Annotated in this window: 11 protein-coding genes; 3 read left to right on the forward strand and 8 right to left on the reverse strand. The window is 72.9% G+C overall.

The window, feature by feature from the left end:
* Nucleotides 1-28: 28 nt before the first annotated feature.
* The 4 genes from AC0QU1_RS21780 to AC0QU1_RS21795 form a co-directional block, all read right to left on the reverse strand.
* Nucleotides 29-2593, reverse strand: coding sequence for a glycoside hydrolase family 3 C-terminal domain-containing protein (locus AC0QU1_RS21780; RefSeq protein ID WP_483572394.1), 2565 nt, complete (start codon nt 2591-2593; stop codon nt 29-31).
* A 144-nt stretch (nt 2594-2737) separates the two neighbouring features.
* Complete coding sequence (locus tag AC0QU1_RS21785) at nt 2738-3376, reverse strand: GNAT family N-acetyltransferase (RefSeq protein ID WP_483572396.1); 639 nt, start codon at nt 3374-3376, stop codon at nt 2738-2740.
* Between the two features lie 139 nt (nt 3377-3515).
* Nucleotides 3516-4136, reverse strand: coding sequence for a ribonuclease FAU-1 family protein (locus AC0QU1_RS21790; protein ID WP_483572398.1), 621 nt, complete (start codon nt 4134-4136; stop codon nt 3516-3518).
* A gap of 263 nt (nt 4137-4399) precedes the next feature.
* Nucleotides 4400-6142, reverse strand: coding sequence for an HNH endonuclease signature motif containing protein (locus tag AC0QU1_RS21795; RefSeq protein ID WP_483572399.1), 1743 nt, complete (start codon nt 6140-6142; stop codon nt 4400-4402).
* Between the two features lie 274 nt (nt 6143-6416).
* On the opposite strand from AC0QU1_RS21795, the gene AC0QU1_RS21800 reads away from it, so the two are divergent.
* Entirely contained in the window at nt 6417-7016 is a 600-nt protein-coding gene (locus tag AC0QU1_RS21800; protein ID WP_483572400.1) for a histidine phosphatase family protein, read from the forward strand.
* A gap of 21 nt (nt 7017-7037) precedes the next feature.
* On the opposite strand, the gene AC0QU1_RS21805 is transcribed toward AC0QU1_RS21800, so the two are convergent.
* Nucleotides 7038-8300, reverse strand: a complete 1263-nt coding sequence (locus AC0QU1_RS21805) for an N-acetylglucosamine-6-phosphate deacetylase (RefSeq protein WP_483572402.1) — start codon at nt 8298-8300, stop codon at nt 7038-7040.
* Between the two features lie 140 nt (nt 8301-8440).
* Here AC0QU1_RS21805 and AC0QU1_RS21810 point away from each other — a divergent pair, with 140 nt between their 5' ends.
* Nucleotides 8441-9436 carry an aldo/keto reductase gene (locus AC0QU1_RS21810; RefSeq protein WP_483572404.1) on the forward strand — a complete coding sequence of 332 codons (996 nt, stop codon included), beginning with the start codon at nt 8441-8443 and terminating at the stop codon, nt 9434-9436.
* Between the two features lie 55 nt (nt 9437-9491).
* On the forward strand, nt 9492-11519 hold the full coding sequence (locus tag AC0QU1_RS21815; protein WP_483572406.1) for a beta-galactosidase: 2028 nt from the start codon (nt 9492-9494) through the stop codon (nt 11517-11519).
* A 6-nt stretch (nt 11520-11525) separates the two neighbouring features.
* On the opposite strand, the gene nucS is transcribed toward AC0QU1_RS21815, so the two are convergent.
* Genes nucS through AC0QU1_RS21830 form a run of 3 tightly spaced genes read right to left on the reverse strand, consistent with a single transcriptional unit; the run spans nt 11526 to nt 12919 of the window.
* Nucleotides 11526-12221 carry an endonuclease NucS gene (gene nucS, locus AC0QU1_RS21820; protein ID WP_483572408.1) on the reverse strand — a complete coding sequence of 232 codons (696 nt, stop codon included), beginning with the start codon at nt 12219-12221 and terminating at the stop codon, nt 11526-11528.
* Entirely contained in the window at nt 12221-12646 is a 426-nt protein-coding gene (locus AC0QU1_RS21825; RefSeq protein ID WP_483572409.1) for a DUF2550 domain-containing protein, read from the reverse strand. The genes nucS and AC0QU1_RS21825 overlap by 1 nt, the downstream gene beginning before the upstream one ends.
* 12 nt (nt 12647-12658) lie before the next feature.
* The gene (locus AC0QU1_RS21830) at nt 12659-12919 is read right to left on the reverse strand and encodes a F0F1 ATP synthase subunit epsilon (RefSeq protein WP_483572411.1); all 261 of its coding nucleotides are present in this window, start codon (nt 12917-12919) and stop codon (nt 12659-12661) included.
* Between the last annotated feature and the right edge of the window lie 111 nt (nt 12920-13030).

Below are 13030 nucleotides of genomic sequence, written 5' to 3' on the forward strand. Positions count from 1 at the left end.
GGTGATCCGCCATCATCCGGCTCCGCCATCATCCGGCCCTGCCGGTCACGGTCAGCTCGCCGGTCACGGTCAGCTCGCCGGTCACGGTCAGCTCGCCGCGCACCGGCAGGTCCACGCTCGACGCCCCGGCGGCCACGGCGTAGGTCGCCGCCGGCACCCGCAGGTCGCCGTCGAGCAGGCCCGGGTCGCCGCCCGACGGCGCGGCCTCGGCCGCGTGCCACAGCGCCAGGCGCGCGACGTCGAACGGGACCTCCACCGACGCCGTCTCGCCCGGCGCGAGCCGCACCCGGCGGTAGCCGAGCAGCAGCCGCACGGGCGATTCCGTCCCCGGGGCCCCGAGCGAGTACACCTGCACCAGCTCCTCGGCCGGCCGCTCGCCGGTGTTGCGCACCGTGACGGTGGCCGTCACGACGCCCGGGCCGCCCGGGTCGCGCGGCGTCAGCGGCGGATGGTCACGCGTCGGCGCGGGGGCCGGGACCTCGGCCACGGAGAGCGACAGCCCGTCGTACGACACGGACGAGTAGGTCACGCCGTGCCCGAACGCGAACGTCGGCGCCCCCGCCCCGCCGTCGGGCAGGTGCCGGTAGGTCGCCTGCTGGCGGCGGGTGTCGTAGTCGAAGAGGTCGCCGGCCTGCTCCGGACGCGCCGGCCACGTCTGGGCGAGCCGCCCGGTCGGCTCGACGGCCCCGGTCAGCACGTCGGCCAGGCCGTGCCCGAGCTCCTGGCCGCCGTGGCTGGACCACACCACGGTGGGGGCGTCGGCGACGCCCGGACCCAGCACGTACGGATAGCTCGACACGATCGTCAGCACGGCGCGCGGGTTGGCCTCCACGGCCGCGCGCCAGGTCTCCACGGCGGCCTCCGGCAGCCACAGGTCGGGCCGGTCCTGCGTCTCGCGCCCGTTCAGGTGCGGGTCGTTCCCGACCGCGACGACGACGGCGTCCGCGCCGGCCGCGGCCTCGGCCACCCGGGCCGCGCCGGACTCGAGGACGCGCGCCACGAACCGCTCGGCGTCCGCGAGCGTGTGCCCCTCCGCGCACAGCAGGCCGGTGTCGCGCTGCACGCGCACCCACCGCCCGGACCCGAGGTGCAGCAGAGACCACGAGCCGTCGTCGTGCACGTGCCGGCGGAAGCTCTCCTGGACCTCCCAGCCGCCCACCCGCTCGGCGTCGGCGCGCAGCGGGTAGGCGCCGCCGGTAAGCAGGCGCCCGGAAGCGCCCGAGCGCAGCGTGAGCACTCCCCCACCCCAGTCCGTGACGGCCAGGCGCGCGCCCTTGCTGGCCTCGGCCGAGTCCGCGACGACGGTCGCGCCGTCCTCGGAGACGGAGACGTACCGCCCGTTCGCCGCGCGCAGGGCGACGACGTCGGCGCCGTCGGCGACCACCACCCGGTCGGCGCCGAATGCCGCGCGCAGGCCGTCCGCCGGGGTGACCGCGTACGGCGGAGTACCGGAGTACCAGTCGGTGAGCACGGCCTCCGCCAGCGGCCCGACGACGGCGACCGAGCCCCCAGCCTGCAGCGGCAGCACGCCGGCGTCGTTGCGGAGCACCACAACGGAGCGAGCCACCGTCTCCCGCGCGAGCGCGCGGTGCTCGGGCAGGTCGAGGTGATCCGCCGTGATGCCGGCGTACGGGTCGGCGTCCCCGTCGAGCTCACCGCTGCGCAGGCGCAGCTCGAGCAGGCGCAGCACGGAGCGGTCGACGTCGTCCATGGTGAGCAGGCCACGGTCCAGGGCCTCCTCGAGACGCTGGACGGTGGGGGCCGAGTCGGTGTTGTCGTCGGTGAACGAGTCGAGGCCGGCGCGGACCAGCGCGGCGTTGCCGGCCGCACGGTCCGCCGCGGCGCGCTGCAGCGTGACCACGAACATCGGGGCGGCGGCGTCGGAGACGAGCGCGACCGATCCGTCGGTCCAGGACCGGAGCTCGGCGAAGAGCTCGGTCTGCAGGTGCGCCGGGGTGCCGTTGACCTGGTTGTACGACGGCATGACACCCGCGGCCACGCCCGCCTCGATGGGCTCGCGGAAGGCGGGGAGCTCCTCCTCGTGCAGCGTGACCGGGGTGAGGTTCGAGCTCGTGGACGAACGGTCGGTCTCGTTGTTGTAGGCGAGGAAGTGCTTGAGGGTGGGGGTGGTCTTCCAGACCCGCTCGTGGTCCCCGCGCAGGCCGCGGCAGTAGGCGGTGGCGAGGTGGGCGGTCAGGTGCGGGTCCTCGGAGTACCCCTCCTCGTTGCGGCCCCAGGCCGGGTGCCGGAGCGTGTTCACGACCGGCGACCAGACGTTCAGGCTCACCGACGGGTCCCCCGCGCGCTTGGCGCGCACCTCGGTGGAGACGACGTCGCCGACGCGGCGCACCAGCTCGGGGTCCCAGGTCGCGGCCAGGCCGACCGGCTGCGGGAACACCGTGGCACGGCCCAGCCACGCGACGCCGTGCAGCGCCTCGCACCCGGTGTGGAACGGGCCCAGGCCCAGCCGGTCGACGGCCGGCTGGTACTGGTGCAGCATCGCCAGCCGCTCCTCCCGAGTGAGGCGGCCGAGCAGGTCGCGGGCTCGCTCGGGCACGGGCAGGGCGGGATCGCGGAAGGGTGGCACGTCCATGGGTCCTCCTTCAGGCGCCGCGGCGGTGCGGCGAGGGGGTTCGGCCCGGGTTCAGCGGGCCGAGGCGCACGTCGAAGCGCTTCGATGAAGGTACCTGGCCCAGATGCCGAGCGCTACCCCCATCTCAGGACAAGGACGCGCGATCTAGACGAGGTCGCCGTACTCCCGGTCGAGGATCGCGTAGACCACCTCGGTGGACCACACGCCGTCGCGCAGATCGTTCTCCAGGAGGCGCGCCTCCTGGCGCATGCCAAGCCGTTCGGCCACACGGACCGAGGCGACGTTCTCCTCGTCGATGCGCGCGTACACCCGGTGGAAGCCGTATGCGGTGAAGGCGAGCCGGAGGGTCGCCCGGGTGGCCTCGGTGGCCAGGCCGCGCCCACTGACGTCGGGGTGCAGGGCGTAGCCGATCTCCGCCTGCCGGGGACCGGCTGCCCACTTGAGCATCGTCTCGCCGACGACGTCGCCGTCCGACTCGACGGCCAGCACCAGCACGTCGCCCGTCTCCTCGAACGGGGAGCTCGACCAGGTGCGGAGCTTCGCCACCGCCGTCTCCTCGTCCCACGGCGGCTGGTACATGTACCGGACGACGTCGGGGTGCGAGCGCCAGGCGAAGAACGCGTCGGCGTCACCGGGGGCGACCGGGCGGAGCGTGAGGCGCTCGGTGGTCACGGGCCATGCGGGGTCTACGCGGTGGGCGGTCTGCTCTGCGGAGGTGGGGACCGGTGCGGTGGGCGTGGGGCCGGGAACGGACGGCCCGGGAGAAGGCACGGAAGAGGGCACGATCCGACCGTAGTGCCCAGAAACCGGGACGCCACCGGAGTTGCGGGCTATTTCCACCGGGCCACTTGTCGCTCTGCGAAACTGACGAAGCTGACGGGAGGAAACTGACGAAACTGCCGGGACCGGATGCGGCGCGAACTCAGCGGGCCTCGAAGGGCACGGTCTCCCAGCCGGCCGGCACCTCGCGGGGCTGCCAGGACGGGTCGGGCGTCCAGTCGGCCCAGGCTTTGTCCCACCAGAGCTCACCGGAGTCGAGCATGCGGGCGATCCGGGCGCCCTCCGCGCGGATCTGGTCCATCCGGCCGGGGTAGCGCGCGGGGCCGAACTCCTCGAACTCGGCGACGTCCTTGAACTCGTAGGTCTCGGCGTCGGCCGCCCACCAGACGTCCAGCTCGTGGTCGAGCGTGTCGAACCCGATCGGGGTGCGGCGGGGCGCGTCCTCCAGGTTGAAGTACCAGCCCTGGAACGCACGCTCCGGACCCTCCCAGAACAGGAAGAGGGAGTGCTCCACCCCGGTCCAGTGCAGGTCCAGCCGCCCGTGGCCGCGCCACCGGGTGCTGCCCGCGAGCTTCCAGGGGTGCTCCCCCACCGGGAACGTGCCCGTGGCCGGGTACGCCAGCGGCGTGCCACCCGGCGTGTAGGTGACCAGGAGGTCGCCGTCGTCCTGGACGCAGATCTGCGGGATGGCGATCCACGGCTCGCCCCGCATGATCTCGCGGCGCACCACCGTCTGGCCGGGCTGGAACACGGGTGACGTCATGCCCGGCACGCTAACAAAGCGCGGTTACATGCTGGCGACATCGACGTCAACACGGCCGACTTCGACAGCCCCGTACTCGATCCACCTCGGGTCGTCGGCGGCGCATGGTGCGGGTGACGATCGCGGGCACGAGCTCAAGGAAGCCCACTGGGGGTAGTGCGGGACCTGGTGTCGTACGGCAGGGACGGTGGCGTCGGGGCACGGGGGTCAGTCTGGCTTACGCCACGTAGGCCTGCCGGGCCTGCCAAGCCGCCGGCCCGCCATCAGGCGGCTTCGGCGGTCGGTGGGTCGGCGGGGTTGGTGTCGGGCGGGGTGTCGATGGCGTCGGGTAGGCGGATGTGATGTCCGTGGGCGTTGGTGAAGGTCCACCCGGTCTCCACCAGTGCTCCGACGACACTGGCGGTGGTGGTGGGTTTGCCGGTCCAGTGCATGGTGATGCCGCGTGCGTCGACCAGGGCATGGTGGTGCCAGCACAACAGGGCACTGTTGGCCACCGAGGTGTCACCACCGTCGGCCCAGTGCCGCACGGCGTGGTGCACCTCGCAGCGTGACGGCGGCTGATCACACCCCGGATGCACACAATGCTGATCCCTTGCGATGACCGCGCGGCGCATCTGCCCGGTCACCGTCCGCCGGGCGCGTCCGACGTCCAGGACGGCACCGTCGGGGCCGAACACGATGCGGGTGACCGTGCTGTCGCACGCCAGCCGGCGCAGCAGGGCCCGTGGTGCACGACCGCCGGTCTCGGTGAACACGGGACCGCCCGCGCCCAGCAGCCCGGACACCGGCGGCATACCCGTCGTGCCCCACGTCGTCGTGACACCCGCCGTGCCACCGCCTGCCGCACTCGTGGCGTCTGCCGCCCCTGCGCTTGCCGTGGTACTTCCGCCCGCGATGCTCGTCGTGCTTGTGGTGTTTGTCTGGGTCGCGCGGCCGGGTACGGTCTGTCCGCAGGTCAGGCACAGGCCCTCCTTGGTGCGGGTGATCTGGGTGACCAGTTCGGTCCAGGACACCGTCACATTCACGTGCGGCGCGATCGCCGCCCCCGGCGAGGCCTGGTTGGTGTCCAGCACCACCCGGGCGACGTCGGCCAGGCCTTGTGCGCGACGCTGCCCGGGCGTCCTCGTGTCCTCGGCGGACGGTGCACCCATGACCGCGTTCACGGCGGTGGTGACCAGCAGGCCGTGCTCGTCGGTCAGGAACCCGGCCACGTGATAGCCGCCCAGGGTCTTGGACAGGTCGAGGAACTCGCCCTGAGCGGCCTTGTCGTCGTCCGCCTCGTCGGTGTCCGGGTCGGCCACGCTCGCGAACCGGCGGGCCACGATGCGGAACTGGTCCGCGTTCAACACGCCCGCCTCCCGCAGCACCACACCCTCCCCGGTCACCAGGACTCCTTCGGTGATCGCGGTCTCCAGCACGTCCGTGATCTGCTCACGGGTACGGGTGCCGTCCGGGTCGTCGACCGGGTCGGGGAAGTCCACCGGCACGGTCTGCACGAACAACTCCGGCGTCGTCGGCTCCCCGGTCCGGGTGTCGATCAGCCAGGCCAACGCATGCTGCCGGGTCTCGCTGGTCGGTGCGACGTCGCTCATCACCCGGGCGTGGTCGGCACCCAGGGTCCCGGCGACCAGCCGTTCCCGGGTAGCGGGCAGCGCGGTGGCCAGGGCGATCGTCATGTCCCTGCTCGCCGTGGAAGCCGAGATGCCTTCCCGCAGGCGCAGCCAGGTCGTGAACGTCCTGGCCAGACCACCCGACCGCCACGACCCCTCGGCCTCGATCCGCGGCAGCAGCGTGTACCGCACCCCGTCCAACCGGCCCGTCAGCCGACGGACCCGGGTGTGCGCCTCCATCAACCGGGTGACCGAGGGGGCGTCCCACCCGTCCAACACCTGCGGACCGGTCAGGGTTGCCAGGTCACCGACCGCGGCCTCGATCCGGGCCAACGCCTCCTCAACCGAGCGCGCCGCAGGCAGACCACCAGACGTCGTCTCGTTCCTCGATTCCATGTGGTCCCACCCCCGCCCGTCGTCCGCTAGCCCATCGTCGCTTGCTGACCCCATTCTCTCGAACATTCGTATGATCTGCACGTGCAATCTGGAATCTGTGGATAACTCTTCACCACACCACGGAGACGCTCCGAGATCCGTTCCAGAAGCCCTGTCGGTGAGGGCGTCCGCGCTAAGTACTCGGTGGGGATCAACGTGGATCGACCCGGTGCGGCAACTGCGCCTGCTCTCGCCCAAGAATTCCGCGCCGAGACCCGACCCTAGGATCTGGCGCATGAGCGCCCTGGTCCGAGTGTGGTGCCTGCGGCACGGCGAGTCGGAGAACGTCACCGCGGCCCTCGCGGGTGTCCTACCGAGTGCACCGCTGACCGAGCACGGACATCAACAAGCCGTCAGCGCCGCCCAGGCCCTGGCCGACGAGCCGATCTGGCGCGTCTACTGCAGCACCGCCTTGCGGGCTCGCCAGACGGCACGACCCATCGCCACCGCATCCGGCGCCCAGGTCGAGCCCCTGCCGGAGCTGGTCGAGGTCGGCATCGGGCGGCACGAGGGCAGCAGCGATCCGGTGGTCCGAGCGCGAACCGCTGCCGTGCTCCGCTCCTGGGTCGTCGAGCATCGTCTCGGCGAGCGGGTTGCGGACGGCGAGACCGGACACGACGTCCTCGACCGGATGACAGCCGCCCTGCAGAGCATCGCCCAGGGACACCCGGGCGAGACAGTCGCCGTGGTCGGCCATGTCGCCAGCCTCACCGTCGCGCTCAGTCGGCTCTGCACGCTCGGCCCCTCCGTCTGGGGAGCGCCACTACCCCACGCCGAGCCCTTCCTCATCGAATGGGACGGCAACAGGTGGAGCTGCCCCGCGTGGCCGGCTTGATCACCCAGGCCCCGCAACCGATCACGCCGCGACAGCCTCGACGTCGACACCACGCCGCAGCACCCGAACCGGCCGCAGGTCCGCGTCGGTGACCAGGACGTCGGCGCGCGCACCCGGCTCAAGGCAGCCGACCTCGCCGGTCAGCCCCAGCACCCCGGCCGGCACCGCCGTGGCCGAGCGCACGGCGTCGACCAGCGGCACGCCACCCGCCACAGTCAGCCGCACGACGTCGATCAGGTGGGCGGTCCCGCCGGCGATCGCACCCTCTCCCGCCGCGCTCGCCGCCCCACCGTCGTCCGTGACGATCCGCGCCACGCCGTCCTGCACCTCCACCGACATGGGACCCAGCTCGTAGCGGCCGTCGGCCACGCCGGCGGCGGCCATCGCGTCGGTCACGAGTACCACCTGACCCGAGCCCACCATGTCGAACACGGAGCGGACGGTCGCCGGGTCGAGGTGGACGCCGTCACCGATCAGCTCCACCACCATGTCGCCGCGGGCGGCCGCGGCCAGGCAGGCCGCGATGGGGCCCGGCTTGCGGTGGTGCAGGGGGCGCATGCCGTTGAACAGGTGGGTGGCCGTCATCGGCCCCAGCCCCCCGCCCGTGGCGCCGAGGGCCGCGGTGACCTGCTCGATCAGCGCCTCGGCCTGCTCGGTGCTGCCGTCGGTGTGCCCGAGGGAGGGCAGCACGCCGGCCTCGATCAGCGCGTCGGCGACGCCACCGGGGCCGGTCACGCCCGGGACCTCAGGCGCGATCGTCATGGTGCGCAGGAACCCACGCGCGGCCTTCGCCAGGTCCCGCACCAGGTCGACGCTGCCTTCTTGCAGGTCAGCCGGGTTGTGTGCGCCCCGACGGCGGTGCGAGAGGAACGGCCCCTCCGCGTGCAGGCCCTCGATCTCTCCGGCCACGGCGAGCTCGGCCAGCACCGCCGCACGCTGCAGCAGCACGTCCGGCTGGGCGGTCACGAGCGAGGCGAGCAGGGTGGTGGTGCCGTGGCGCCGGTGCTCAAGCACGCCGGCCAGTGCCTCGGCGGCTGAGGCCACGTCCGGAAAGGAGACTCCGCCCCCGCCGTGGTTGTGCAGGTCCACGAGGCCGGGCAGCACGTACGCCTCGGGAGCGGGCGGCACCGGGTCGACGGCGGGGCCGTGCCCGGCCGCGACGGCGTCGGCCACCGAGCCCGCGAACGTGACGCGACCACCCGAGGTGACGACGACGCCGTCGTCCACCACCGAGGACGGCTGGACCAGGCGGCCGCGCACGACGAGAGCACCGGAATCAGTCATGCGGACATCTTGCCAGGGCTGCGACCCTGCTGATTCAGTCCTTGACAGCCGTCATTCCGCCCACCAATGATATGACGAATCATCGAAGCGCTTCGCCTCGCGGCAAGGCGTTCACCGACACGTCAAGGAAGATGTGAGAGATGCGGGTCACCGACACCCAGGACCTGGGGCAGACCGGGCTGCGCGTACCCGCCGTCGTCCTCGGGACGTCCTCGCTCGGCCGCCGGCTGGACGCCGATGGCGCCGTCGAAGTGCTCCGCGCCGCCGCCGGCGCCGGGTGGCGCACGTGGGACACGAGCAACGAGTACGGCGACGCCGAGGCATTCATCGGCTCGGCCTTGGCGGCGCTCGACGAACCCGCCGCTCTCGACGAGCAGGCCGGCCCCGACGAGCAAGCCGGCCTCGACGTGCCCGTCGGCCTCGGCGCCCCGGTCCAGGTGTTCACCAAGGCCGACCCGGCGCCAGGCTCCGGCGACTTCTCGGGAGCCCGGGTCCGGGCGTCCGTCGCCGAGTCCCTCGAACGGCTGGGCCTCGACCGGCTTCCCCTGGTGCACTTCCACGACCCGGAGCGCATGGCGTACGAGGACGCCATGGCACCCGACGGACCGGTCCGCGCGCTGCTCGACCTGCGCGAGGCGGGCACGATCGAGCACCTCGGGGTCGCCGGAGGGCCGATCGGGCTCCTGCGGCAATACGTTCGCACCGGCGAGTTCGAGGCTGTCGTGACGCACAACCGCTTCACCCTCCTGGACCGGTCAGCCGAGACCCTGCTCGACGACTGCGCCGACCGCGGCGTCGGCGTCCTCAATGCCGCCCCGTTCGGCGGCGGCGCCCTCGCCGACGACGACGGGCCCGTGCGCAGCTACCACTACCGCGCCGTCGAGCCCGTCCAGGAGGAGGCAGTCCTGCGGATCCGCGCGATCGCCCGTGCCGCCGGTGTTCCCGTGGGGGCGCTCGCCCTGCGGGCAAGTAGCCGCGACCCGCGGGTCGCCGGGACGATCGTCGGCGTGACGAGCACCGCGCAGCTCGCCCAGGTCACGGCATGGGCCGCCGTCGACGTGCCGGACGGCGTCTGGCCGGAGCTCGACGCTGCGTTGCCCGACCCGGTCCACTGGACCGGGGAGCAAGGCCGCTAGCGGGCCCCCCGGCCCAGGCCACCGAACCACCGAACCATCGACCCGAGGACGCTCCATGACCGTTCCCTTCACCCCTGCACGCCTGCTCTTCGGCGGCGACTACAACCCCGAGCAGTGGCCCCGCGAGGTCTGGGCCGAGGACATGGCCCTCATGCGCCGGGCAGGCGTGAACACCGCGACGATCGGCGTGTTCTCCTGGGCCAGGCTCGAACCCCGCGAAGGAGAGTTCGAGCCGGGCTGGCTGGACGACGTCGTCGAGCTCCTCGACGCCCACGAGATCGGCTTCTTCCTCGCGACGCCGACGGCGTCCCCGCCGCCGTGGTTCACCCGGGCGTATCCGGACGCGATGCCGGTACGACCGGACGGGACCCGCCTCTCGCACGGCTCGCGCGACACATACGCGATCAGCGCCCCCGCCTACCGCAACGCCGCGCGGCGGGTCGCGCGCTTCCTCGCCGAGCGGTACGGCGCCCACCCGCGCCTGCGGGGCTGGCACGTGCACAACGAGTACGGCACGATCGACCACGGCCCGCACGCGGCAGCCGCGTTCCGGCGGTGGCTCCGGAAGCGGCACGGCTCGCTCGAGGCGCTGAACGACGCCTGGTACACGGCGTTCTGGTCCCAGCGGTACGACGACTGGGACGAGGTGCTGCCCCCGCTCGCGACGCAGTACCTGGCCAACCCCGCCCACGCGGTGGACTTCAAGCGCTTCTGCTCCGACGAGATGCTCGCGGCCTTCACCGAGCAGCGCGACGAGATCCGCGCGGCCGGCTCGACCGCGCCGGTCACGACGAACTTCATGCATCCCGCCTGGGACCACCTCAACCAGTGGGACTGGCGCGAGCACCTGGACGTGGTCTCCGTCGACCACTACCTCGACACGGCCGGGCCGGACGGCGAGGCCCATGCCGCCTACGCCGCCGACCTGACCCGTTCGTGGGGCGGCGGCCCCTGGCTGCTCATGGAGCAGGCCGCCGCCGGCATCCGGGACGGCGCGCGGCATGCCTTCAAGGATCCCGACCGGGTGATCCGCAACTCCCTCGGCTACGTCGCCCGTGGTTCCCAGGGCGCGCTGTTCTTCCAGTGGCGGGCGTCGGCCGGCGGCTCCGAGACGTGGCACAGCGCGATGGTGCCGCACGCGGGCCCGCGGAGCCGGACGTTCGAGGGAGTCGTCGAGCTCGGGGCGCTCCTGGGCCGCCTCCAGGAGGTCGTGGCGCCGCCTCACGACGGACCGGTCGTCGAGGCCGACGTCGCGGTCCTGTGGGATGCGGGCGGCCGGTGGTCGCTTCAGACGCCGCACCTCCCGCACGACGAGCTCGACTACACGAGCGAGGTTCGTGCGGTGCACCGCGCCCTGTGGCGGGCCGGGGCCGCCGTCGACTTCGTGCGCCCCGGCGCCGACGTCGCGCGCTACCGGGTGCTGTTCGTACCCACCCTGATGGCGATGGACGCGGACACCGTCGCGTGGCTGACCCGGTACGTCGAGACCGGCGGGCACCTGGTCGTCGGGCGGTTCACCGGCGTCGCCGACGAGCACCAGCGGGTGGTGCCTGGCGGCTACCCGGGCCGGCTGCGGGAGCTCCTGGGCGTGCGGGTCACCGAGCACCTGCCGCTCGCGCCGGACGAGACCCAGGAGCTCAGCGACGGGTCGACCGTCGACCAGTGGACCGAGCGGATGGACCCGCCCCAGGCGGACGTGCTCGCCACCTACACCGAGGGCCGGCTCGCCGGGCTGCCCGCCGTCACGCGCCGGCGGGCAGGCGACGGCAGTGCCACGTACGTCTCGGCGCGGATGGTCCAGGAGTCATGGGACGCGTTCGTCGCGGCGCAGCTCGCGGAGTACGGCGTGCGCGCGGCCGTCCCCGAGACCGTCGGCACCGGGCTGGAGGCGATCCGCCGGCGCGGCGCCGAGGCGACCTACCTCTTCCTGCTGAACCACGGTGAGCAGCCCGTCCGGGTCGCCGGGCCGGGGCACGACCTCGTCACCGACACCCCGACCGATCCCGGGATCGTCGTGCCGGCGGGCGGGTACGCAGTGGTCCGCGAGGCACCGGACGCCGCGTGGTCGGTGACCACGCCCTAGAAGAGCCTAGAAGAGCCGGGACTCCGGGTCGTCCACGCCGCGCATCGCGTCGTAGTCCAGCAGGAGCGTCGTGATGCCGCGGTCCGTGGCCAGCACGCGGGCCTGCGGCCTGATCTCCTGGGCGGCGTACACGCCGCGCACCGGGGCGAGCAGCGGGTCCCGGTTCAGCAGCTCCAGGTAGCGCGTAAGCTGCTCGACGCCGTCGATGTCGCCGCGGCGCTTGATCTCCACCGCGACGGTGGCGCCCGAGGCGTCGCGCGCCAGGATGTCCACAGGGCCGATCGCCGTCGGGTACTCGCGCCGGACCAGGGTGTGCCCGTCGCCCAGCAGCGCGATCTGCTCGGCGAGCAGCTCCTGCAAGTGCGCCTCCACGCCGTCCTTCACGAGACCCGGGTCGATGCCCAGGTCGTGGGCGGAGTCGTGGTGCACGGTGAACAGCTCGACCTCGAGCCGGTCGTCCGACTTGGCGTGCTGGACCGTCCACACCTCGGTGACGCCGCGCTCGGCGGCCTCCGCGGAGGGCTCCCGCACGGTCAGCGTGCATGGGGGGCTCATCCAGTTCAGCGGCTTGTACGAGCCGCCATCCGAGTGAATCAGGACGCTTCCGTCGGCCTTGACCACGAGCAGCCGGGTAGCCGGCGGGAGCATCGCGGTCAGGCGGCCCGTGTAGAGGGCGGAGCAGTCGGCGACGACCAGCCGCATCAGAGAACCAGGTCCTGTCGTCCGGGAGGGGCGGCCTCGAGCCAGGAGGCGAGGCCGAAGTAGTCGCCGGCGGCGAGGTCGAGCTCGAAGTCGAGCCCGTCGTACCGGCACTGGACGAGGTAGTGGTCGCCCTGACCACGCTCGTCCGGGTCCAGCGGAGTGCGGTCCGTCACGGTGAGCCGCTCCCGGTACCAGGTGCGGGCCGGACGGGGGGACAGCGACCAACATCGCCACCACTCGATCCGGCCCACCGCGTACTGGGCGATGCCCGGCGTCCAGGAACCCTCGGGGTTACCGGCCGCCCGGGCGTTGCAGTTGAACGAACCCACCCTGCGCGAGAGGGCCCGCAGCCGGGAGATGCCCGCCGCGATCACGAGCGCGAGCGCGCCGAGTACCGCTATCGCGATCCATATGACGCCCGGCACCCGCGTTCTCCCTCAGACCAGGGAGATCTCGTCGACCACGAGGGTGACGAGGTTGTCGTCCACGGACACGAAACCGCCGGTGACGCGGGCCTCCACGGCCGGGCCCGACGTCGTGTCCACCTTGATCGTGCCGGGGCGAAGCACCGCCAGCAGCGGCGTGTGGTTCGCCAGGATGCCGATCTGGCCGTCCGCCGACGGCGCGCTCACCTGGGTCGCCGCACCGCTCCAGACCTTGCGGTCCCTGGACACGAGGTCCACGCTCAGCTCTGCCACGAGAGCTCCTTCCGATGTAGCGGACGTGCTGCCGCCCCTGCCGGGTCGCCCGGTCCCAGGGTGCCTGGTTCCGGAACGCCCGGCGGGGCGGCATCACGCACGGGGGACGTG

It is taken from the genome of Promicromonospora noduliphila (assembly GCF_056951025.1).